The sequence below is a fragment of the Nocardia sp. BMG51109 genome (genome assembly GCF_000526215.1).
In the GTDB taxonomy this organism is placed as follows: Bacteria; Actinomycetota; Actinomycetes; order Mycobacteriales; family Mycobacteriaceae; genus Nocardia.
Window position 1 is genome coordinate 7,496,415 of sequence record NZ_JAFQ01000004.1, and the last position, 21,919, is coordinate 7,518,333.

Sequence of the window (21,919 nt, forward strand, 5' to 3'; positions counted from 1 at the left end):
CGGACCTGCTGAAAGAGGGGCAAGATACAGTGGACCTTCGTGACGTCCCGTGCGGGCCCGGACGTTTGCCGGTCCTCGGACACGGTTGGAGAATGTGGCGTGATCCAGTCCAGTTCATGGTGGATCTGGCCAGCGTCGGGAAAATAGCACGTGTCGATATCGGCAATCTCGCTGTCTATGTCATTACCGATTTCGAACTACTCCACAGGGTGTTGGTAGAGAACTCCGACGCCTACGAGCGAGGGCTCCTCTTCGAACGCATCCGTCTCATATTCGGGGAATCGCTGATCGTCGCGGATGGTCAGCAACATAGGGATCTTCGTCGTCTGCTGCAACCAGCGTTCCATCGAACAGAGTTGGAAAGCTACGCGCACGTCATAAAGCGTAACGCGGATGCGTTGGCGAGTTCGTGGCGGCCGGGCCAGATTGTCGAGGCCCGTTCCGCAGTGTTGGAGGTGGTGATCGCCAACCTGCTCGGGTCCATGTTCTCGCACGAACCCGATACCGGGGAGCTGCAATTCATCTCGGGTCTGATCCAGGACATTGGCGCAGGTGCCATAGTCGGCAGTGTGCTGCCCAAGAAGCTGGCGAGCCTGCCGTTGCCGGTGAACCGCAAATTCCTGTCGGCTGGAACGCAACTGCGAGACTACTGCCGGGAGCTGCTCGTCGCGCGCCGGGTCAGCGGTGAGCGCCGGAACGACCTGATCGACATCCTGCTGAATCCGTCAGATGATGAACACCGTAGTGACAAGCTCCTGGCAGAGCAGGCCGTGACCGTTCTCTTCGGCGGGATCGACGCCTCGACCGCCACGCTGACCTGGGCTCTGCACGAGTTGTCCCAGCGTCCGGAGGTGGCTTCGAAACTGCAGCAAGAGATCTCCGCCGCAGGAGAACTCGGCCCCCGAAGCCTCGACCAACTCGGCTACCTGAACCGGTTCCTGAACGAGGTCACGCGGACCCATTCGCCACTACTGCAGACGAGACGCACCGTCACCACGGTCGAACTCGACGGTTTCACATTTCCCGCTGGAACCGATATCGGCTACAGTATCGCCGCTATTCACCGCAACCCGCACATTTTCGCCGAGCCGAACACTTTCGACCCCGATCGGTGGTCGACCTCGAACTCCGGGTCGAAATGCCGGAGCTTCGTTCCGTTCAGCATGGGCAATCAGATGTGTATCGGCAACAATTATGCCTGGATGGCACTGCAAACGACGCTTCATAGTTTGCTGTCGAAGTGGGAGTTTCAGCCGGTCGCAACCAAGAAGTTCCCGCGAGCCATGGGTCCGATCCCTGGGATCGGAAGGCTCCCGCTCGAGGTTCGTCCGGTCTCTGGGTAATCGCGCGGCCGAAAACCGTGACGACCTCGCAGCGGATTCCCGGACTTCGGTGCCGTCGACAGGCTCGTTCATCGCCGCGCTGCGCACCCTCGGGCGAACAATCGGCACCATACGCACCGGGCTCGTAGGGCTTGGCTCAAGCTGTGCCTGATTTGGTGAGCGTCGCTCTGCGATATCCGGACATCCGGCGAATGAGGATGGGGAGGACGGCTGTGGTGACGAAGAGAATGACGGCGACAAGAATGAAGTAGAGCAGAGATCCGGTGCGGCCGAAGCGAGGGAGGAAGGCGACTTCCTGGCCGGTTGCGGCGACGGCGTTGAGGAACGGGGCGTAGGCCTGCAAGGTGTACCCATGGGGTAGCAGATTGAGGGAGTTCTCGGCCACATAGACCCAGAACAGGAGGACGGCGACGGCGGCGGACGGAGTGCGAATCAGTGATCCGACCGCGACACCCACTCCACATGCAGCGAACGCGTAGCTCGGGACGGTCCAGAGGAACCGGATACCGGCGGAGTCCGTGATGTCCACAGCCCCATAGATTTGAGGGAACAGGTGTGGCAGCGTGATCATGACGACGACGAGCAGGACAACTGTCGATATCGCCGTGATGGCGCCGTAGTAGATCCACCGGGCCAACGCGACCGTCCAGGACCGGGGAAACAGGAAGGCATTGAGATCGCTTGTCTGACCGCGCCATTGGGTGGCGTGGGCGTAGGCGGTGGTGACCATCATGACCGACACGGACAAGGTGATCACCCAGTACACGGAGTTGGTGGTGGAGACCGTGGCCACGTAACTCTGTCCGGGGAGGGTCGCGAGTCGTTCTGCGACAGCAGCGATTCCGAAGGTGACGACCAGCGGCAGCACGAAGGTGAGGGGGACCGCGGCGGTCCACAGGAAGCTGCGCCCGGTGGTGCGGGTCCATTCGGCGGCGACGCCGCGGCGGATGAGGGTTGCTGGACCGGGGCTGTTCATGGGGCCACGCCGGACGTGAGGTGGGTCGGTGGGCCGGCGATTCGCAGGTAGGCGTCTTCGAGGCTGGTCTCGCCAGGCTCCAGGGTGTCCATGAGGTGGGCGAACGGCTGGTCGGCCAGAATGCGCCGGTCTCCGAGGATGACGATGTGGTCGGCGTTGCGTTCGACCTCATCGAGCAGGTGCGTGGCAACCAGGACACAGGTCCCGGCATCGGCGAGGTGGCGCAGCAGTTCGCGTATCCAGCGGATGCCCGCGATGTCGAGGCCGTTGAGAGGTTCGTCGAGCAGCAGGGTCCGAGGCTCGGAGAGCAACGCGGCGGCGATGCCGACACGTTGGAGCATGCCGAGCGAATAGTGCCCCAGCCGGCGATCGGCGACCCGGACGAGGTCGACGATCTCGAGGACGTCGCCGACCCGGCCGGTGGGTAGTCCACGAGCGCGGGCGATCCAGCGTAGGTGCCGGCGTGCGGTGTGGCGTGGGTCGATAGCTCGGTAGTTGAGGTGCATTCCGAGAGTTGCCGGTGTGGTGTGATGGGCCCGGATGAGGGTGCCGTCGACCCGGACGGTGCCGGCGGCAGGCGCGATGACGCCGCAGATACACCGCAGCAGCGTGGTTTTGCCGGTGCCGTTGAGGCCGATCAGGTAGGTGAGTGCCCCGTCGGCCACAGTCAGTTCGGGGACCTCGAGTACGGTCACGCCTGGGTAACTCAGGGTGAGGTCACGGATTTCGATCACGGTGCTCGCAGCCGGTCAGAAATCGCAGGCCATCGCCAGCCCCACGGCCTTGACGCCCTCGCACACCGAGCTGTTGGACAGCTTCCAGACACCATCGATACGCTTCCAGACCACGCGCGCAATCAGATCCGGTTGTCCCGCTGTCTTGCTGCGCAGCATGGCGGTGTGCACGTTGCCGTCGTGGGTTTCGGGACCGGTGATCTCGTTCGACCCGCGCGGAGCTCGGTACATGCCGATGTTGTAGAGGGTGCGCGCAACCACGACCGCCCTCGTGCCGCCTTCCATATTGGCCGCCTTGGCCTCGTCGGAGGCGGGTGTTTCGATCAGGAACGCGACCTGGGCGTCGAGGTCGTCCAGGGTGGGGACCTCCTTGGTGATGAGGAACTCGCCGGGAGCGGCGGAGGCGACGGGAGCATTGACAACCGAGGCGCCGGTAGCGACAGTTGCGATCGTCGACACGACACCAGCGATAATTTTGAGGGTCTTCATTTTTTCATCCTCTGATCGACTGGGACAGCACCTGATGCACGCTCGAATGTGCAGTCGGCCAACAAATTGGCGTGTCCGAGACTACTCCTGTCCTATCGGATCCTCAGGGTTTGCGGCCGATCGCACCGAGCATGACCATTCGAGTGTCCGGCAGGTCGGGGCGGAGCCACTCCTGTACCGGCACCACACCCGGTTCGAGCAACTCGAAGCCGGCAAGGAATGCCTCCGTCTGCGCTGTGGACCGAAAGGCGACCTGGGCCGAGGTATCGTTGGTGCCGGCGAGCACCTGGAGTATCTCCGGGGCGGAATCACTGCAGCCATGAGTGACCGCCATGTAACTGCCCGGTGCCAACCGATCGCGGAAGGCGGCGATGATCTCGGCGGGGTGTTCGTCGTCCATCACGTAATGCAGCACGCTGACCAGCGTGATGGCTACTGGCTCGTCGAAGTCGATCAGGGCGCGGTCGGTCAGCTGATCGAGGATGTCATGGGGACGACGAACGTCTCCCAGCAGTGCTGCGACACCCGGTGGTTCGGCCAGCAGCGCGACGCAATGAGAGACTACGAGCGGGTCGTAGTCGATATACACCACCCGCGCCGACGGCTCGATCCCCCGAGCCACCTCATGCACATTGGGCGAACTCGGGATACCCGAGCCGAGATCGATGAACTGACGGATGCCGGCGTCAGCGGCCATCTCGACCGCTCTGCGCATGAAACACCGGGTGAACCAGGCCAAGGTCTTGAGTTCGGGTGCGCGAGAGAGCATTTGACAGGCCAAGTCTCGGTCGATCTCGTAATTGTCCTTTCCGCCCAACAAGTAGTCGTACACCCGGGCGGAGCTCAGCTCACCGAAGTCGAACACGTGCGGCACCCGGTCGCTCTCCGGCGTAGGCCCTTCAATTCCTTCGACCACGGTGTAACCCTAGCCGACCGCCACCTCAGGTGTGTGCTCCCCCAGAGATCTGTCGTCGCCCGGATGTGGTGGAGTATGCGTTACCCGAACGAGGCGCTGCTCCGCCCGACCGAACCGGCCCCTCGATCCGAGCCATCGACGAACCATGCTCCGACACAACACGATCCGACACTCGACGAGCGGAGGCCGAGGCATCGGCGACGTTGCCGGCGCACGGTCGGCTCCGAGACGGCCCGGACCGACGACGCCGGACGGCGGCGGTCGCCGTGACCACCGGCCGTTTCACAGATCGGTTTCAGCCAAGGCGACTGCGTGTGCTACCGCGGACCGCGCCCGGTCGACGGTCGTATAGCGGCCTAGGCCACATGGGGCCGCGACGTCCAACAGGCCGCCGTAGGCCGACTCCGCCGCCGCCAGCCCCTGTCGTGCTTGCGCGAGCGGCTGCGTCGGATGCGCAAGCCCGGCGATAGCACGCGTAGTGGCAGGCAATTCGAGGCGTGCCAGGGGCGCGTAGTACCGCGGCCGAACCGGCGCCTGTCTGCCGTCGCCGATGGGGAAGTGGACGAAATCGAGATGTCTCCCCGCAGGCCAGTATCGCGCTATCGCATTGGCCAGCGCGACGACCGGGGCCGTCGATCTCGGCGCCACGACCGGCTTGTCGTCGAGGCTCCCATAGCACAGGTGCACACCGAAACGGGAATCATGGGGCGCCCGTGCGACGAGGCGTGCGATCGCTCGACCTGCCGCGGTGGCCGGGCCCTGCCGCAGGCCCGCAGGTATCCCCGCGCAGAGGAGCGTCTCCGCAGCCAGTTCGAGTTGGAATACGACGTTGCCCCGCAACGCCTCATGGATACGGACGATCTCCCTGACAGTGGCGTCGACAATCGGGCGGTAATAGGGGAAGCCTCGGTCACCACGACCGGCCGAGCCTCGACGCCACACGAGCATCCGCGCCTCGAAAGCGATGAAACCGATGACAAAGGGCGTCGGTATACCTACCTGCAAGCGAAGTCCGGGATCGGTGCGGCGCATGTCGACCAACGCTTCGATGGCACGCCCGGTCTCCTCCGCGTAACCGAGCGCGGCATCGATATCGGCTTCGCCCAGCGATCGGCCTGCCCGAAGCCGAAAAGTGTTGCGGGAACGCAGCGTCGACCAATCACCGCGCCGCACGGGCTCCAGCGCCGGGATGCTGTCGAGCCGGTCGATGATGGGTCTGATGTACCACTGGGCACGATATGGATCCGCTTCACCGCCAGGAACCACGCCGTCCAGGAATTCACCGGCTGTGTCGACAGCGAACGCCATCGCCTTCTCTGGACTGTCCAACTGTGCGGGCAAGCTGCCCACGAAGTGAACCCTACGCTTCGGCTGCACGGCGTCAGTGTCGCATACGGCTGTCCCGGGAGGACCGTCAGAGTGTCATCCAGGTATTCGATGACGTTGTGCAGCACGACAACATCGAATCGCCGGCCGGGTCAGCGGGGCCCGATCAGCACGCCTCGCTCAGCACCGCGGAACCGATCCGGTCATCGACACCGATCATGTACCGAGTTCGGGAGTGGCGCGCCGGCCGATCTGTCATGACGCCCGAGCGGGTGTGCCGAAGGACTCCAGGATGGTGTCGATTCGCTCCCGTGCTGCTACCGCCATCGTCGGGTGGGTGGTTTCGTAGAGTTTCCCGGATTCGACCGCGTCCAGAATGATCTCCGCTGCCCGAGCGGTGGGCAGTGCCTCCTCGGCCATCTCGGTGATCGCCTCCATCATCGGCGCCAGTTTGGCCATTACCTCCGCCGGCAACGGTGATTCCGCCGCCGCGCCCTCCGGCGGCGCGGCGAGCTCGGCCAGACCACGGAACATTCGGGTGTCCACCGGCCCCGGGCAGATCGCGCTGACACCCACCTCCGGAGCGACCAGATCCAGTTCTCCCCGTAGCGATTCCGAGATCGAGATGATCGCCGCCTTGCTCGCCGCGTACGGCGCCCCGAACAGGCCGACCGTCAGCCCCGCCAGCGAGGCGACATTGACGATATGGCCGCGCCCGGCGGCGATCAGATGCGGTACGAAGACGCGGATACCGTTCACGACACCGCCGACATTCACCGACCAGACCCGGTCCCAATCGGCCGGTGCGACCTCCCAGCTGGGTCCGCCCGCACTCGTCCCCGCATTGTTGACCACCAGGTCCAGGCGGCCGAATTCGGCGAGCGCCCGGTCCGCGAGGGCGCGCACCTGGTCGATATCGGCCACATCGGTGGGTACGGCGATCACCTGGTCGCCGAGGTCGGAGGCGGTTTTGGTCAGCGCCGCGGTGTCGACATCGGCCATTGCCACCCGCACACCCCGCCCCGCCAGCGCCGCGGCCAGTGCCACGCCGATCCCGTTGGCGGCACCGGTGACGACGGCGACCTGCCCGGCTTCCAGTTTCATAACCCCTCCGCTCCGACCGGCCCACCCGAATGGTGAGGCGAACTCCCCCGATCCTCCCGTCCCGGCTGCGCGACCGCATCGCCCTTCGGTGTGACCGCAGCATCGCTCTCGAGTATCACAGGGCGGGACGGGATGAATTTCGCCGCCCGGCTTCGTCGGTATGGGTACGCGGTGAAAGGAGTGAGGCGATGAACGCTTCCACGGACGATGCGGCACGCAAACAATTGGAAGTTCTCGTCGGCGAGTGGACGATGCAAGCAGGGCCGCCCGAGGGGCCGCCATGGCCGGGCGCGGGGCGGGTGCGATTCGAATGGCTCGGGACGGCTCCGCTATTGGTGCAGCGGTGGCAGGTCGACATGCCCGAGGCGCCCGACGGGACAGCGGTGATCGGATGCGACGGGAAAAGCGGCTCCTACTATCAGCTCTACACCGACGAGCGCGACGTCCAGCGCATCTACAAGATGGGCCTGGATGCAGGCGTATGGACACTACAACGCCACGGCGAACCGTTCTCCCAACGGTTCACCGGCCGCTTCTCCGAGGACGGCGGAACGATCACCGGCAGGTGGGAACTGGCGGAGGACGGCGAATCCTGGCGCACGGACTTCGACCTGACCTACACGCGAACCGGGTAGGCCCGCACCGGAATCGGCGATTCGTCCGCGAGGCGCTCGGGCTATTCGCCGCCGAACGAACACAGTTCTTCGTCGAGGAACGCTTGCACGGCATCGCCGGGGTCACCGCCACCCCAGGTCAGTGAGACGGTGACATGTTTCCGTGTCGTTCCGAACGACCAGGTCGAATAGCCCGGGGCGTCGCCGTCCTTACCGTAGGCGGTGACGCCGCACGACAACGGTAAGGCGACCAGCCCCGCACCGTATTGTGAGCCGAGCACGGTGGTCCGCATCTCCGTCAGCAACAGCGCGGGGAGCAGGCGACCGCCCAGCAGCGCACCGAAGAAACGGTTCACATCGGTTGTGGTGGAGATCAATCCGCCGGCCGAACCCATGACCGACGGGTCGAGTTCGGTGATATCGACCAGTCGATCCCGCCCGATAGGCAGGTATCCGTGGGCATGTGGGCCGGGAACGGTCGGGTCGGTGCCCGGAAAGCTGGTACCGGTGAGCGCCAGCGGCCCGATGAGGCGATCGTGAAGCGTTGCCGCGTAGGGCTTTCCGGTGAGGCGTTCGGTGATCATGCCGATCAGGAGATAGTTCGTGTTCGAGTAGCCGGTCGTCGTGCCCGGATCGAACGACAGCGGTTCGCCGGCCACCCGGGCGACCAACTCGGCATCGGTCCACGTGCGCCAACGCAGGTCGAGAAACTCCTCGGAACGCGGCGACGGGAAGGTCTCCAGGTACTCCGGGACCCCGCTGGTGTGATCGAGCAACTGGCGGATCGTGACGCGGTCGGCGTACGGCAGGACGCCGGGAAGCACGCTGCCGACCGGGTCGTCGAGCCCGAGCCGGTTCTCGGCCACCAGGTGCAGCACGACGGTTGCCGCGAATGCCTTTGTGACACTACCGATCCGGAATCGCCCGTCGAGCGGCACCGGCGCGGTGGACCCCGCCTCGGCGGCACCGGCGGACGCGCGTATCCGGTCCCCACCGGTGTCGACCTCGGCGGCAGCTCCGGTCGCCCCAGCAGCCACTATCGAATCCAGCCCCTGCTGCAATCGGGTCATCCGGGAGCCTTCGGCAACGGCGGCCGCCGAGGACACCATCAGCACCAGCACGATCGCGCCCGCAACCAATCCGGATCCTCGCCTCCAGCCGACCATATCGACCAGCCTGACGAACCCGGTACCCGACGAAAATCGGGAATCACCCCGATCTTCACCCGGAAATCTGCCCGCCACACGACCCGCGCATCCCCGTCGAGCGTGCACGCAATGCGGAAAACTTCGGCGTGTCGCACTACCGTCACACGATTCGGGTTGTTGTCGTGCGGGAATGCGACTCTACCGATCCGACGTCCCAGCAAGATCATTCGTGTCCGGGGTGATCCGCCCTCACCGACTACCGCGCCGCCCAGACAGCCAATTCGCCGCCGGGCAAGGAGACCACGAGGTAGCCGGAGGGTCCGAACAGTGTCCATGCCTCGTGCTCGGGATCTGCCGGCACGACGACCACCGCACCGGATTCGAAGGTCACCCGCAGGACCGCGTCGTCATCCACGCCGGCAGCGCCGATCCGGTCGAATCGATACTCGGCGAGAGCGGTGTCCCAGGACGCGGTGGTGGGGTCGAAGTGTACGAGTCGCCCGTCGTCGTCGACCGAGAACGCCCCCTCGATGCGGAAGCCGAAACCTTCTTCCGTGTCGAGAACGAGGGCGTACTCGCCGGCCCTCCGCCGGACTTCGTGGCCGACCACGGGTAACCGCATGCCCGGGATCGTAGCGGGATAAAGGTGGATGCCGACGAGCACGACCGCGACGAGCGGCAGCCACTCTGGTGGGTGAACGCGACCGTCGTGACGACTCCGATTGTGCTCGAGGGGATTCGACAGCGGTTGTTCATGCCCCGTCATTCATCAACCGGGGCGAGGCGGTCCCAGGCCGGCGACGAGGCCCCGGCCTGGGACTGGGCGACCAGCCGGGTCCGCCACCGGACGCGCCTCCGACCGGCTGTGGCGGCCGGCGAACCAGGTGCGGGCTCACCAACCACTCTCACCCGGGCCGTTCGGCGCGGACGGCCGCTCCGAACGCATGCAGCTCCGCGCGGAATTCCTCGTCCGGTTCGAGCATGGCGGCGGCGGAGACCCATGCCTCGGCCTCGGCCGGTACCGCGTTCACGGACCAGGTGTCGAGTACCGTCAGCGCTTGTCGGCGCAAACGCAGCCCGTAGCCGCTCAGCGCGGCCCGGATCAGCGGCATGCCGGTTCCCGGGGCGGCGCGGCGCAGGACGGGGAGCACGATCTCGAGGGTGATGTCGTCGGCGAATCCTCGGCCTCGCCGCCAACCGCCCGTGCCTGGGCCGCAAGCGATTTCGTCCAACGGCAGCAGTTGTTCGGCGAGAGCCACGAGATCGGCGATGCAGTCGTCCGGTACTCGCCCGGCCACCCATTGCCAGACGTAGCCGTTGCGCGGATCACGCGGGAGGTAAGCAACGGCGTACGGGTAGGCGTCGATGCCGACTGCCTCGGCACAGGCGAGTGCCCGGTTGAAACCGAATTCGCCGACCGGTTCGGCCAGCTGCCGACGAACCAGACCGGGCCATTCGGGGCGCCCGAGAAGGTCCGAATAGCGCTGGGCCGCATGGTTGATCACGTCCTCAGGCCAGTCGAGCCGGTCGGCTCGATCGGTCAGCAGAACGGCGATGTCACGGACGCTGTTCAGTCGCGCGATCGTCGGATCCGCGGCGACCAACTCGGCGAACCGATCCAGCACGGCCGGCGCATCCTCATAGTCTCGGATATCCGGCGCGGGTCCGCCGATCGCCGCCAGCGCCTCGAGGATTCCGGCCGCGCCGTCGAGTAGTTCGGCGTCGACATCGGGTGCGAGGAGCGCCGAGTAGAGATCCCCCGTGGTAGCGGCGATGTGGGCTAGGTATTCGTCCATCACGCCATTGCAGAAACCCGTCCGCACCAACCACCCCTGGATCTCGGGATCCCGGCATCCCTGCAACCGCTCCACGGCATGGATGCGCCCCCACCCGTCGACACGCCGAGCCAGTTCGTACACCGCGCGATAGCGATCACTTGATGTATTAGCCAGCGCGACAACGGAATACAGCGTGAGATCGCCCAATGTGCCGAGCAGCACCAGCAACTCCCGATCGCGTTCGTCGCCGCTCACCTCCAGCAGCACGATGCCCAGTGCCACGGCATTGCGCCGAGTGCCACGCTCGACCAGATACCGTGCCACCGAACGCATCCGATCCCTCGGCAGGTCGAGCGCACGCAGCTCTCGCACCAGGCCGTCGGCCAGGTTCAGCGCGGTCCGGTCGGCCAGACGGTCGTGTAGCGCCGCGATGGCCCGCGCAACGGGTTCCACCGCGACGACTTCGGCTATGGCAGAGGCCAATTCGGCAGCATCGGCATCGGGCGGGGCCGCCCCGTGATGAGTCCGCACACCATCGCTGACGGTTGAACTGAGAACCGGCACCTGCGCCGACGGTTGCTCGTCCGGTAGCGGATGCCCCTCGTCAGGCCAAGGGCCGGGGCCGTGCAAGGATTCGAGACGCAGGGCGTGAGCAAGGTAAGTGGCCTGGTCATCGGCATCGCCGGAGTCCAACTGCCACTCGCCGGTAATCACCGGCTGGGGCGCACCGCGCCCTTTCCGTAGAAGGAGATCATGGCCCGATCATGACATACCGCTCCGAGCGGAGTCCATCCCTCATCCGCGGGCGGTCCCGGCATCCGCGCAGCGGAGATCGCGCACCGGCATATCGCACACAACCTGGGCACCACTCACAAACACCCGGTATTCATGCAGCGGGTCGGCGGGTACACCCCGTCGACCTGCGTCAGCCGCTTCAGCCGAATGCTGCCCGATCAAGGCTGCGTACAGGCACGGAGACACCGGAGTTTCGATGGGCGACGTTGCGCGAGAAGCAAACTCCCTCAGATCCAGTTTCCACCGTTTCAGATTCGGGGTGGATCGGGGCCAGGTGGTCGGGCATATTGGGGCGTCATGAAGTATGTGTTGCTGATCTGCGACGACGAGACATGTTCGCCGTCCATGGAGGAGATCGCGGCGGACCCGGCCTATCGGGCATTCGCGGCGGAGGTGGATCGGCGCGGCGCCAGCCTCGGCGGCGCGCGGTTGCGTCCGGTGGCGGACGCGACGACGGTCCGCGTCCGCGACGGAGAGACGCTGGTGTCCGACGGCCCCTTCGCGGAGACCAAGGACTTCATCGGCGGCATCGACATCATCGACTGTGCCGACCTCGATGAGGCGATCGCGATCGCGGCGTGCCATCCGTACGCGAATAGGGGTTGCGTCGAGGTCCGGCCCGTGTGGGAATGACTGCGCCGCAAGAGGTTCGAGCTGCGATAGACACGGCGTATCGCAACGAGTGGGGGCAGGTGGTCGCCACCCTGATCGGAGCGACCGGGGACTGGGATCTGGCGGAGGACTGCGCGCAGGACGCGTTCGCCGCGGCGCTGTCGACCTGGCCTCGCGACGGCGTTCCCGATCGTCCGGGCGCGTGGCTCACCACGACGGCGCGTAACCGCGCGATGGATCGACTGCGCCGGAACGCGGCCGCGAGCACGAAACTTCGGCAGCTCGCCGTACTGAGCCGCGGTCCCGTCGAGCCACCGGTGGATGCGATTCCCGACGAGCGGTTGCGACTGATCTTCACGTGTTGCCATCCGGCACTGCCGTTTCCGGCCAGGGTCGCGCTCACGTTGCGCACGTTGGCGGGCCTTACCACCGCCGAGATCGCGAAGGCGTTCCTCACGGCCGAATCCACCATGGCGCAGCGCCTGGTCCGCGCCAAGCGCAAGATCGTCGAGGCCGGCATCCCGTATCGGGTGCCGCCGCCGGAGTTGTTGCCGCAGCGGCTGTCCGCGGTCGCGGCGGTGCTCTACCTGATCTACAACCAGGGCTACGACGACGAGAGCGGAGCCAGAGGGCTTGCGGCCGAGGGCATTCACCTCGCCCGGGTGCTGACCCGGTTGCTGCCCACCGAACCCGAGGCGCGTGGTCTGCTGGCGCTGATGTTACTGATCGAGGCGCGCCGCGAATCTCGTATCACCAACGGTGTTCTGGTCACGCTCGAGGATCAGGACCGGTCCCGGTGGGATCGCGCGATGATCGCAGAGGGCGTCCGGACGCTGGATGATGCCTTGGCCATGCGGCGCCCCGGCCCCTATCAGGTGCAGGCCGCGATCGCCGCCTGCCACGCCACCGCGCCCGACGCGGCGGCCACCGACTGGCCGCAGATCGCCGCGCTCTACCGCGAACTCGCGCGGCTGTCGCCGTCACCGGTGATCGATCTCAACCGCGCCGTAGCGGTGGCGATGGCCGACGGCATTCCGGCGGGCCTCGCCCTCGTCGACGAACTCGACAAGTCCGGCCGCCTCAACAACTACTACCTGCTGCCCGCGACCCGAGCCGACCTGCTCCGCCGCGAAGGCCGCGTCTCCGAGGCCGCCGCGGCATACGAGGCGGCGCTGGAACTGGCACCGACCGACGCCGAGCGCCGCTACCTGACCGGTCGCCTGCACAGCCTCTGACCTGCGCCCGCGAAAATTTCTACAACTTCTTCGGCGTCGTTGTCGATCCCGGGCGGCCTCCTTCGTCGGTGGGGCACAACCACCCGAAGAGAGGCAAGACCATGTCGAATACCGAACATCTCACCGCCACCATGTCCGTCGACCGGACACCGGACGAGGTCTTCGCGGCCGTCACCAACGTGCGCGCCTGGTGGAACGAGAACATCATCGGCGAAACCGCCACGGTAGGAGACGAATTCGTCTTCACCGACGACTTCCACTACGCCGGTGAAACCGCCAAGTCCAAGAAGGGAATCCGCTTCTGCCGGTTCCGGATCACCGAGGCCGTCCCGGGCCGCCGAGTCGTCTGGCACGTCCTCGACTCCTACCTCACCTTCGTCGCCGACCACGACGAATGGACCGACACCAACGTCATCTTCGACCTCACCGCAACACCACAGGGCACGACCCTGCACTTCACCCACAAGGGCCTGAGCGCCGCAGAATCCGAATGCTTCGAGGCCTGCTCACGCGGCTGGACTTTCTACATCACCCGGAGCCTGCCGCAGTTGATCACAACCGGCACCGGACAGCCCATCGAGAAATACGACCACTGAAACCCGGTGGGCTGGAAGCAAATCGGACATATCGCTTGTCGGCACGGGCGCCGGGCCCGTGCCGACAGCGGCCCTGACGACGAATCCGGCCTCGATCGCCGCCATGGATCACGACATTCACCAGATAGGGCTCGCAAAATCGCGCGTGTCCGACCAACCCGGTACATTGCCGACATCACCACGCTCATCGACAACTCGACAACGAAACCGCCCTGCGAGCGGTCAAGTACCCCGCGACACGCCCACACCGCTCGCACGCAGGTCACAGCAGATTTCCGGCTCCACCGACACCGCCATCCCCGGGCGTGTCGGATACCGATCAGACCACCGCTCGCAACCCGACACATCGACGCAGGTCAGGGCACCCGAAAACGGAAGCCGTGCTTCCGGCCGTACCCGCCGGACTCCATTGCGGCGCAAAACTCCAGCCTTCTCCGGTTTTGGGAAGGTACTGCTTCCGGCCGTTCCGGCCGGACTCCATTGCAGCGCGCGCATCTACCACCAGTTCTGGCGTCCGCGCACCGCTGCTTCCGGCCGTTCCGGCTGGACTCCATTACGGCGACGAACTCACCCCTACCGCGTTGCCTACAGCCCCTGTACTTCTGGCGTGTTCCCTACGCCGGACCCCCATTGAGGTTTTTCCAGCAAAGTGGTCGCAACAGTCACCTTGCGGGAGGTCGTTCCGGCCGGACCCATTCCTGCCAGCGACCTGTCGGCAGACAGCTCACTGACATATCCGTAACGGCCCGCACGCAGCCAGCGACGAGAAACTGGCACTTGGCTCGACGTGTCGGTGTCGGCGCGTAGCCTTCCAGCGTCGAGAGTTGCAGGGGGTTATATGTCTTTCGAGGATTTCGTCGCTTCGGCGACCGACGGTGCGGTCCGGCCGTACGAGTACCAACGGCAGATGGCCGAGTCCGGTCTGCCGGAGATCCTGCGTGCACCAACAGGTTCGGGCAAGACGTTGGCGGCTGTGCTGCCGTGGTTGTATCGGCGTGTGGCACACCCGGATTCGGTGGTGCGCACATCGACTCCCAGGTGGCTGGTGGTCGTCCTGCCGCAGCGGACTCTGGTGGACCAAACCGTCGGCAAGGTGCGTGACTGGGTACAAGCGCTCGGTCTACCGGTCGGCGTACACGTGCTGATGGGTGGCGCCGATGATGACGATCGGGAATGGAAGAAATACCCGGACCGCGAACGCATCTTCGTCGGCACGCAGGACATGGTGCTGTCGCGCCTGTTGATGCGCGGCTTCGCGGAATCCCGCAGCGCGTGGCCGATGAGTTTCGGCCTGCTGCATACCGGTGTGCAGTTCGTGTTCGACGAGGTGCAGCTGATGGGGCCAGCCGTGCCGACCTCGCTCCAGTTGCAGGGTCTGCGGGAAGCTTTCGGGACGGCCGCACCGTGCCGGTCGATGTGGATGTCGGCGACGATCGACGAATCCGAGCTTTCCACCGTGGATTTCCACCGCCCCTTGACCATCCTGGACGTCACGGCCTCCGACGGCGAACTGGCACTCCGCGTGGGTGCGACCAGGACGATCCAGCAGCTCGAGATGGATGCCGATGCCAAGACCTACGCAGAGGTACTCGCTGCACGAGCCGTTACCGAGCATCGAACCGCCACGCGGACTCTCGTCGTGGTCAACACCGTCGATCGCGCCGTATCCGTATATGAAGCGTTGACGAAGCTCACGCCGAATGCCCGAATTGTCTTGCTGCATTCGCGGTTTCGACCGGATGACCGTGCCCGGCACACCGACGCCGCCTTGGCGGTCCCCGGCACCGAGGGAGTCATCGTGATCTCGACGCAAGTGCTGGAGGCGGGAGTCGACGTAACCTCGGAGACGCTGATCACCGAGACCGCACCGTGGTCGTCCATCGTCCAACGGGCCGGGCGCTGCAACCGGGACGGCCGTGCCGCGCACGCGCGGCTGCTGTGGGTGACACCGCCCGGCGCGAAGGCGCATCTTCCTTACGAGGCAGCCGATCTCGCCGCGAGTGCCGAAGCGCTGACCCGCCTGGAAGGCCGGCCGATGACGGGAAAGGCCCTCGCCGAGATGGATGTGGTGATGGAACGACCGCTGCATCCGGTGCTCCGGCGTCGAGATCTGCTGGACTTGTTCGACACCACGCCCGACCTGGCCGGAAACGACATCGACGTGAGCCCGTTCGTCCGCGATGCGACCGATCGCACCGTTTCTATCGCCTGGCGGGTATTCGGCCCGGATATGCCTGCCGTGCAGCGCATCGAGCTGTGCCCCGCCCCGCTCGGCGAGGTGCAGAAGATGGCCGCAGCCGGTAAAGCCATGGTCTGGGACCAGGCCGACGGGTGCTGGCGAGCGGCCCGCACCCGCGACGTTCGGCCCACTGCGGCCATCGTGGTTGATGCCGCCAAGGGCGGATACCTACCTGATCGGGGATTCGCCCCCGCCAGCAAGCGGCCGGTAGAGCCCGTAATGGCGTCGGGACAGAAGCCGGAAGGATTCGGCCACGACCCACTCTCGGGCGGTTATGGCACATGGTTGCCGCTGGCCGATCACCTTCTGGCGACCGAGCAGGCCGCCACAGAACTACTGTCCAAATTCGACAAAGCACTGGAATTGACTGCGTCGCAGCGACATGCGATCACACGCGCGGCGCTCCTTCACGATCTGGGCAAGGCCAGCCCATCGTTCGCGACGGCTCTCGTCGAGGCGAATCCGGAATCGCCCCCACCTGATTCGGAGACCGTCTGGGGTAAGTCGCCCGGCCACGGCCGACTGGTGTACGACCCACCGCATTTCCGACACGAACTGCTGAGCGCTCTGTGGCTGTTGGACGAATCCACCGAACTGCTCGAGGGGGCCGAGGAGCCGGACCTGGTTGTCTATCTTGTCGTGGCCCACCACGGGAAGGTGCGGGTGACGGTACGGGGGCGGCCCGACGAGTCGGAAGGCGTGATCCTCGGCGTCCGAGATGGCACGAACACGATCGGCTTCGACCTCGACGGGCAACCGGTGAAGTCGGTCGCCGTCTCGCTCCGACACACGACGCACGGGAACGGGGCTCTGACCAGCCGGGCACTGGCATTGCGCGACCGTCCGGACATAGGTCCGTTCCGATTGGCGTTCTGTGAGGCACTGGTTCGAGCCGCGGACTGGCAGGCCAGCACTGACGAGGACCGATGACCGATGACCGACCTGAACTTGACCGGATGCCGAACCACGCCGCTCTCCGGATACCTGTCGGCACTGGGCGTCCATCGCGCCATGCACCGGCTACTGGACCCGTCGGCAACCGGCTACTGGAAGGCCGACGCATACCGGCTGCACAGCACGCACACCGCGATCGACGAGCTGGCGGCCGATCTACATCCGACATTCCGGCCGGAATCGATTGTCTCCCCATGGAATTCCGGATCCGGATTCGTCGGCAACGGAAAAAGCGCTTCGGCGGAGCGAATCCTGCAATGGGTACGTGACAGTACCGACGACAGAATGGAGGACCTCAGGCAGACTGTTGCCGCCGCCGACCGGGTGCTCACTCTCGCGCACCGGCGTGGCATAGACGACCCTTGGGACAAGAAACGCAAGCCCGAGGTACTTCGGCTGTGCCGCAACGAACTTCCGGATGCGGCGGTCTCGTGGATGGATGCCGCGGTCGCTCTCACCACCGACGACCTATCGTATTCACGCCTGCTCGGTACGGGCGGAAACCTCGGCCGGCAGGATCTCTCGGCGACCTACCTGCAACAGGTACGACTCGTGCTAGAACACCGGCACAGCCAAGCATGGCTCGCCTCGGCACTGGACGGCCGGCCACGGATGCCCCTGCCGAAAGATACTCCCGGTCAATATGATCCAGGCGGCGTCGGAGCCCCCGAGGAGCCCAATCCGGTCGGCAATCCGTGGACGTTTCTGTTCGTATTGGAAGGAGCGTTACTGTTCGCCACGGCTGTGGTGCGTCGCCACGGCGCCGACTACGCCAGAGCCGCACTTCCTTTCCAAGTAGCAGCGACAACGGCCGGGTTCGCGTCGACGGCATCGGGTGAACGGCCGCTGGCCGAACTCTGGGCACCGGAATGGTCGCAGCCCATGCAGATTCCCGAGATCAAGCACCTGTTCGGCGAGGGGCGCGCCGACTGGAATTCCAGCGCGGCGCGGTCGGGCCTGGATATGGCCCGTGCCGCCGCGACTCTCGGAGTCGACCGAGGAATCACCGCCTTCGAGCGCCACGTGTTCGTGGACCGACTCGGGCAGAACCCGATCGCGGTGCCGGCCGGACGCATCGACGTCGGCATCCGCGGGGGGACAGACCTGCTGGCACCGTTGGACCGATGGCGTGATCGGCTACGGCAGGCGGATCCACCCACGATGGTCACGGCACGACTGCGGGCCCTCGACCAAGCTTTGTACGACCAAGCGAATCTCGGGACCGCCCGTGCGCTGATCGACGTGTTCGCCGCACTCGGGCGGTGCCGATCGGCCGTCGAGCGGTCCGGAGCCGTCCGAGACGTCGGGCGGCCCAACCTGCCCGCCGGTGAGCGTCTGTTCCCATTGCTCTTGCCGGAGTTGGGTTCCGACCGAGACCTGCGCATCGCGTTGGCATTGGCGACTTCACGAGATCACCGAAACGCCTTCGCCGACTGGCTGGTTGCGTCCTCGGCCACCGACCGACTGCCGCAATGTCTGGCCGAGATCGCGCGCCGACGCGGGTTTCCCGGCGCCACCGCGGAGACGGCCAACAGCATGCCGGCAGTACGCGGCGTACGGATCGCATTCGAACGCGGAATGAGACTGCGGTCCGGCGACATCCGTGCGTTCGTCGCCGGAGCCGTCGATGACTCACGAATCATGGCCGTACTGCTCGGCCTGTCGTGCGTGAACTGGCGCGACACCCCCGACGCGACGTTGACCGGCGACCGCGCACACGATCCGGCGCTGAACCTGCTGCTCCCGTTTTCCGGAGCAAAACCTTTCCCCTACACCACTATTGACGGAGTCGGAAAGACCCTGCTGGTCCGCCCCGGGCACGACTGGGTTGCCCAACTAACCGCCGGGCATACCGACCGAGTACTGCGTGACGCATCTCGGCGGCTGCGCATCGCCCGTCTACGCCAAGTCGTCACCCTGCCATCGACCGAACTCGATGGCTCCCGGCTTGCCGCCGCACTGTTGTTCACGTCCCCACCCGCGGATCGTCGCGCCGGGTTGGCGCGCGTCGCCGTTATCGGAACCCCCCACCCGTTGTCACCTACGAAGGAACCCGCATGACCAGTCGCTTCATTTACGATGTCGAGTTGGAACCGGCATTCGGAAGCACATTCCAGCCCACCGGTTTTCCCGACATCGGAGCCGCCACCTTCACCCGCTACGACAAGGGCCGCGCAGTCGACGCCCTACTGGTGGAATCCGTACAGTCCATGGCGAATCGCCTGGAGGCCACCGCCTGGGACTCGACCGCCAACCGTCCCTCCCCCACACTCACCGGGCTCCCCTGGGTGCGGGTGGTCAGGGCGAAGTCCGGTGATTTCCTCACCTCCAGCCGACTGGAAGCACACCGCCTGGCATCACCGTTCGTACGCGAGGCAACTCTCGACGGCACGAAGATGCTCGACGTCATCCGCACCCGCCTCGGCCTGGCCGACGACACCCCGTTGGACTACCGCGCCATGGCGGCGGCCGTCGCACGCCTGGATCCGCTCTGCCTTCTTCACGGCGTGTTCTTCTCGCGCAAAGAGTGGATCGGGCAGCCGAGATTCATGCGCGCGACATCTGCCGTCATCGAGGCCCACGACGTGCAGCCGGCGGTCAGCGGCGGCCGCAAGTCGGACCGCGTCCGGCACGGACTCAACTCGGAGGACGGGTCTGGTGGCACCTCGGAAGGCTACGGATCCGTGCCGTTCACTCGTATCGAATGGACGGCCAAGACGATCATCGCGTCGTTCGTCGTCGATTTGGAACTGCTGAATTCCTACGGACTTCCGGACACGGCCACATCCGCATTGCAGACACTGGCCCTATGGGAGATCCGCCACCTGCTCGATGGCGGACTGCGCCTGCGAACCGCCTGCGACCTCCAACAGACCTCACCCGTCACCGCTCGCCGCGGGCCGGAGCTGCCCACTGCCGAAGAACTCACCACCGAACTCGAGTCGCTGATCCGAAGCAGCAGCGACGTTTTCGGCGACGTCGACGCATACACCGTCGAATGGTCTGGAAAGAAGAGCTGACCGTGCCCACCACACTGGTGTTGACCTTCCCCCTCGGCCGATATCACGCCACCCCGTGGGACCGTCACGTCAACGAAGGCGCCGTGGAGCTCCCGCCTTCACCGTGGCGGGTACTGCGAGCCCTGTACGCGGTGTGGCGGACCCGATGCGACGACCTACCCGCCACCGTCGTGCTCGAGCTCCTGAGCAAGCTGGCCGCGCCACCGACGTTCTACGTTCCCGCGCACACCCTCGCCCACACCCGCCACTACTATCCCGACACCGCTGCGGGCACCGATCGCATCCTCGATGCCTTCGCCGTATTCGGTTCCGGAGCACCGCTCGCTGTGCAGTGGCCGATAGAACTGACGTCCGAACAACGAAATGCCTTGCGGCGCATAGCAGAATCGATGCCGTATCTCGGACGCGCTGACAGCATCTGCGAAGCAGCCGTCGACGACGACTGGAAGCCTACCGATTCGGCGCAATGGTCCCCGGTGGACGACACCGGAAATACCGACGGCGACGACACCGCACTGCTGGCACCGGAGACGCCGCTACAGGTCGAGCAACTCCTCACCCGCCCCGCCGATATCCGGCGCGCCGGCCGACGCTTTCCTCTCGGCACACGCATGATCACCTATCGATCGACGGGTGCGGCATTACCGGCGGCGTCCTCGATCCTATCCCAACCGTCTCGGACCGTGACGGCCGTGCGATTCGACATTCTCAAGTCCGCCCTACCACCCGACACGCACACCGCCATCTACACCGACCTACTCCGCCGATCCGCCATCGACAAACTCGGGCGAAACCCACAGGGCACCATGCTCGGCGGCCGCACCTCCGACAACCGGAAGATGCACGATGCCGGCCACGCCCACTATCTGCCGATCATCCGGAACCGCCGACTGAGCGCCCTGGTCGTCTGGATTCCCGGCGGCCTACCGGACAAAGAACTCGACGCACTCTGCGACGTCACCGCCCTCTACGACCACAAAAGGCATACACCAGTTCGGGTTTCCGGCGTCGGCGACATCCGACACATCGCCCCCGAACTCACCGGACAAGCTACGAAATGGCGAGGTATCACCCCGTTCACCCCTTCTCGGTACCCGAAGAAGAACCGCGACCAGTGGCACAGCTTCGTCCAACGAGAAATCGCACGGGAACTTGCCCAAGACCAGCCACCTACGAGTGTCGAATTCCTCGGCCTACCGTGGACCAGCTTCGTACGCCACCGCCCGAGCGCCCGGCTACGGGGCAACCACGCCCAAGGCCAAGCCCACCTCCCCGCCGAATTCCTGCGCCTGCACTTCGACGAACCCGCAAGGGGCCCAATAGCCCTCGGCCGCCTCAACCACTTCGGCCTCGGCCTGTTCGTCCCCGACGACTGACCCGACCGACACACTCCCACTCCCCAAGACCCAGCCCTTTGACAACTCCACAACGAACCCTTGCGAGCGGTCCAGTGACACCACGACACGCCTTCACCGCTCGCACGCAGCTCACAGCACCTTTCCGAGGAAACCACCACCGAATTCCCGGGCGTGTCGGACACCAACCAGACCACCGCTCGCAACACCCCACATCGATGCAGGTCAGACCCGCCAAATTTCGGGAGCGGTGCTTCCGGCCGTTCCGGCCGGACTCCATTGCGGGCGGGGGTCGATGGGTGTTTCGCGACCGTGCGGGCGCGCGTGCTTCCGGCCGTTCCGGCCGGACTCCATTGCGGGGGCGAGAGCTTCGGGTGTCAGCACGGGCAGCTCTCCGGTGCTTCCGGCCGTTCCGGCCGGACTCCATTGCGGGCGGCTCTCGCTGTAGTTGGCGTGCTTGCGGACTTCGTGCTTCCGGCCGTTCCGGCCGGACTCCATTGCGGGGGGTGGATCTCCTTGCGGTAGTTGGCGGTTCAGTCTTCGGGTGCTTCCGGCCGTTCCGGCCGGACTCCATTGCGGGCCGCAGCCAGCCCAAATAGCGGGTGGCAGTAGCGATGTGCTTCCGGCCGTTCCGGCCGGACTCCATTGCGGGGAGATCGGCGGGCCGGAGTTCCGGCTGTGCGCC

At 65.7% G+C, this 21,919-nt stretch carries 18 protein-coding genes and 1 CRISPR repeat array (1 of these 19 running past the window's edge); of the genes, 9 read left to right on the forward strand and 9 right to left on the reverse strand.

Features of this window, described 5'->3' with window-relative positions; genetic code table 11:
• Window positions 1–29 precede the first annotated feature (29 nt).
• On the forward strand, window positions 30–1,343 hold the full coding sequence (locus D892_RS0135305) for a cytochrome P450 (protein WP_255360309.1): 1,314 nt from the start codon (window positions 30–32) through the stop codon (window positions 1,341–1,343).
• A gap of 136 nt (window positions 1,344–1,479) precedes the next feature.
• Here the strand turns inward: D892_RS0135305 and D892_RS0135310 are convergent, their stop codons facing one another.
• The 6 genes from D892_RS0135310 to D892_RS0135340 form a co-directional block, all read right to left on the reverse strand.
• Complete coding sequence (locus D892_RS0135310; RefSeq protein ID WP_024805775.1) at window positions 1,480–2,319, reverse strand: ABC transporter permease; 840 nt, start codon at window positions 2,317–2,319, stop codon at window positions 1,480–1,482.
• Window positions 2,316–3,014, reverse strand: coding sequence for an ABC transporter ATP-binding protein (locus D892_RS0135315; protein ID WP_232236240.1), 699 nt, complete (start codon window positions 3,012–3,014; stop codon window positions 2,316–2,318). Before D892_RS0135315 ends, D892_RS0135310 begins: the two co-directional genes overlap by 4 nt.
• A gap of 54 nt (window positions 3,015–3,068) precedes the next feature.
• On the reverse strand, window positions 3,069–3,542 hold the full coding sequence (locus D892_RS0135320) for a hypothetical protein (protein ID WP_024805777.1): 474 nt from the start codon (window positions 3,540–3,542) through the stop codon (window positions 3,069–3,071).
• 103 nt (window positions 3,543–3,645) lie between these two features.
• Entirely contained in the window at window positions 3,646–4,407 is a 762-nt protein-coding gene (locus D892_RS0135325) for an SAM-dependent methyltransferase (RefSeq protein ID WP_232236241.1), read from the reverse strand.
• 333 nt (window positions 4,408–4,740) lie between these two features.
• Window positions 4,741–5,808 (reverse strand): hypothetical protein, encoded by a 1,068-nt coding sequence (locus D892_RS0135330; protein ID WP_051499315.1) that lies wholly within the window; start codon window positions 5,806–5,808, stop codon window positions 4,741–4,743.
• Window positions 5,809–6,039: 231 nt separating this feature from the next.
• The gene (locus tag D892_RS0135340) at window positions 6,040–6,888 is read right to left on the reverse strand and encodes an SDR family oxidoreductase (protein ID WP_024805780.1); all 849 of its coding nucleotides are present in this window, start codon (window positions 6,886–6,888) and stop codon (window positions 6,040–6,042) included.
• 188 nt (window positions 6,889–7,076) lie between these two features.
• Between D892_RS0135340 and D892_RS48090 the strand changes: the two genes are divergently transcribed.
• Window positions 7,077–7,523 (forward strand): hypothetical protein, encoded by a 447-nt coding sequence (locus D892_RS48090; RefSeq protein WP_063629988.1) that lies wholly within the window; start codon window positions 7,077–7,079, stop codon window positions 7,521–7,523.
• Window positions 7,524–7,564: 41 nt separating this feature from the next.
• Here D892_RS48090 and D892_RS0135350 read toward each other — a convergent pair whose 3' ends face one another.
• The 3 genes from D892_RS0135350 to D892_RS0135360 all read right to left on the reverse strand — a co-directional run bounded on the left by D892_RS0135350 (window position 7,565) and on the right by D892_RS0135360 (window position 10,911).
• Window positions 7,565–8,641, reverse strand: coding sequence for a serine hydrolase (locus tag D892_RS0135350; protein WP_198037073.1), 1,077 nt, complete (start codon window positions 8,639–8,641; stop codon window positions 7,565–7,567).
• A gap of 265 nt (window positions 8,642–8,906) precedes the next feature.
• Entirely contained in the window at window positions 8,907–9,272 is a 366-nt protein-coding gene (locus D892_RS0135355; protein ID WP_156959836.1) for a DUF6188 family protein, read from the reverse strand.
• A 283-nt stretch (window positions 9,273–9,555) separates the two neighbouring features.
• Complete coding sequence (locus D892_RS0135360; RefSeq protein WP_156959837.1) at window positions 9,556–10,911, reverse strand: hypothetical protein; 1,356 nt, start codon at window positions 10,909–10,911, stop codon at window positions 9,556–9,558.
• Window positions 10,912–11,520: 609 nt separating this feature from the next.
• Here D892_RS0135360 and D892_RS0135365 point away from each other — a divergent pair.
• The 7 genes from D892_RS0135365 to csb2 all read left to right on the forward strand — a co-directional run bounded on the left by D892_RS0135365 (window position 11,521) and on the right by csb2 (window position 21,255).
• Window positions 11,521–11,856, forward strand: coding sequence for a YciI family protein (locus D892_RS0135365; protein WP_024805785.1), 336 nt, complete (start codon window positions 11,521–11,523; stop codon window positions 11,854–11,856).
• Window positions 11,853–13,070, forward strand: coding sequence for an RNA polymerase sigma factor (locus tag D892_RS0135370; RefSeq protein WP_024805786.1), 1,218 nt, complete (start codon window positions 11,853–11,855; stop codon window positions 13,068–13,070). Before D892_RS0135365 ends, D892_RS0135370 begins: the two co-directional genes overlap by 4 nt.
• Before the next feature lie 101 nt (window positions 13,071–13,171).
• Window positions 13,172–13,666 carry an SRPBCC domain-containing protein gene (locus tag D892_RS0135375; protein ID WP_024805787.1) on the forward strand — a complete coding sequence of 165 codons (495 nt, stop codon included), beginning with the start codon at window positions 13,172–13,174 and terminating at the stop codon, window positions 13,664–13,666.
• An 838-nt stretch (window positions 13,667–14,504) separates the two neighbouring features.
• Window positions 14,505–16,835, forward strand: coding sequence for a CRISPR-associated helicase/endonuclease Cas3 (locus D892_RS0135380; RefSeq protein WP_024805788.1), 2,331 nt, complete (start codon window positions 14,505–14,507; stop codon window positions 16,833–16,835).
• Window positions 16,836–16,838: 3 nt separating this feature from the next.
• On the forward strand, window positions 16,839–18,920 hold the full coding sequence (gene csx17, locus D892_RS0135385; RefSeq protein WP_024805789.1) for a type I-U CRISPR-associated protein Csx17: 2,082 nt from the start codon (window positions 16,839–16,841) through the stop codon (window positions 18,918–18,920).
• Entirely contained in the window at window positions 18,917–19,879 is a 963-nt protein-coding gene (gene cas7u / locus D892_RS0135390; protein WP_024805790.1) for a type I-U CRISPR-associated RAMP protein Csb1/Cas7u, read from the forward strand. The genes csx17 and cas7u overlap by 4 nt, the downstream gene beginning before the upstream one ends.
• On the forward strand, window positions 19,858–21,255 hold the full coding sequence (csb2, locus tag D892_RS0135395) for a type I-U CRISPR-associated protein Csb2 (RefSeq protein ID WP_232236242.1): 1,398 nt from the start codon (window positions 19,858–19,860) through the stop codon (window positions 21,253–21,255). Before cas7u ends, csb2 begins: the two co-directional genes overlap by 22 nt.
• Window positions 21,256–21,484: 229 nt before the next feature.
• Window positions 21,485–21,919: a CRISPR direct-repeat array (repeat unit 36 nt; unit sequence GTGCTTCCGGCCGTTCCGGCCGGACTCCATTGCGGG) (it continues 485 nt past the right edge of the window).

Excerpts from the sequence above, each read along its gene's own strand:
- D892_RS0135310 (WP_024805775.1), bottom strand. The coding sequence starts at position 2,319 with ATGAACAGCCCCGGTCCAGCAACCCTCATCCGCCGCGGCGTCGCCGCC.
- D892_RS0135320 (WP_024805777.1), bottom strand. The coding sequence starts at position 3,542 with ATGAAGACCCTCAAAATTATCGCTGGTGTCGTGTCGACGATCGCAACT.
- D892_RS0135340 (WP_024805780.1), bottom strand. The coding sequence starts at position 6,888 with ATGAAACTGGAAGCCGGGCAGGTCGCCGTCGTCACCGGTGCCGCCAAC.
- D892_RS48090 (WP_063629988.1), top strand. The coding sequence starts at position 7,077 with ATGAACGCTTCCACGGACGATGCGGCACGCAAACAATTGGAAGTTCTC.
- D892_RS0135355 (WP_156959836.1), bottom strand. The coding sequence starts at position 9,272 with ATGCGGTTACCCGTGGTCGGCCACGAAGTCCGGCGGAGGGCCGGCGAG.
- D892_RS0135365 (WP_024805785.1), top strand. The coding sequence starts at position 11,521 with ATGAAGTATGTGTTGCTGATCTGCGACGACGAGACATGTTCGCCGTCC.
- D892_RS0135370 (WP_024805786.1), top strand. The coding sequence starts at position 11,853 with ATGACTGCGCCGCAAGAGGTTCGAGCTGCGATAGACACGGCGTATCGC.
- D892_RS0135375 (WP_024805787.1), top strand. The coding sequence starts at position 13,172 with ATGTCGAATACCGAACATCTCACCGCCACCATGTCCGTCGACCGGACA.
- D892_RS0135380 (WP_024805788.1), top strand. The coding sequence starts at position 14,505 with ATGTCTTTCGAGGATTTCGTCGCTTCGGCGACCGACGGTGCGGTCCGG.
- csx17 (WP_024805789.1), top strand. The coding sequence starts at position 16,839 with ATGACCGACCTGAACTTGACCGGATGCCGAACCACGCCGCTCTCCGGA.
- cas7u (WP_024805790.1), top strand. The coding sequence starts at position 18,917 with ATGACCAGTCGCTTCATTTACGATGTCGAGTTGGAACCGGCATTCGGA.
- csb2 (WP_232236242.1), top strand. The coding sequence starts at position 19,858 with ATGGTCTGGAAAGAAGAGCTGACCGTGCCCACCACACTGGTGTTGACC.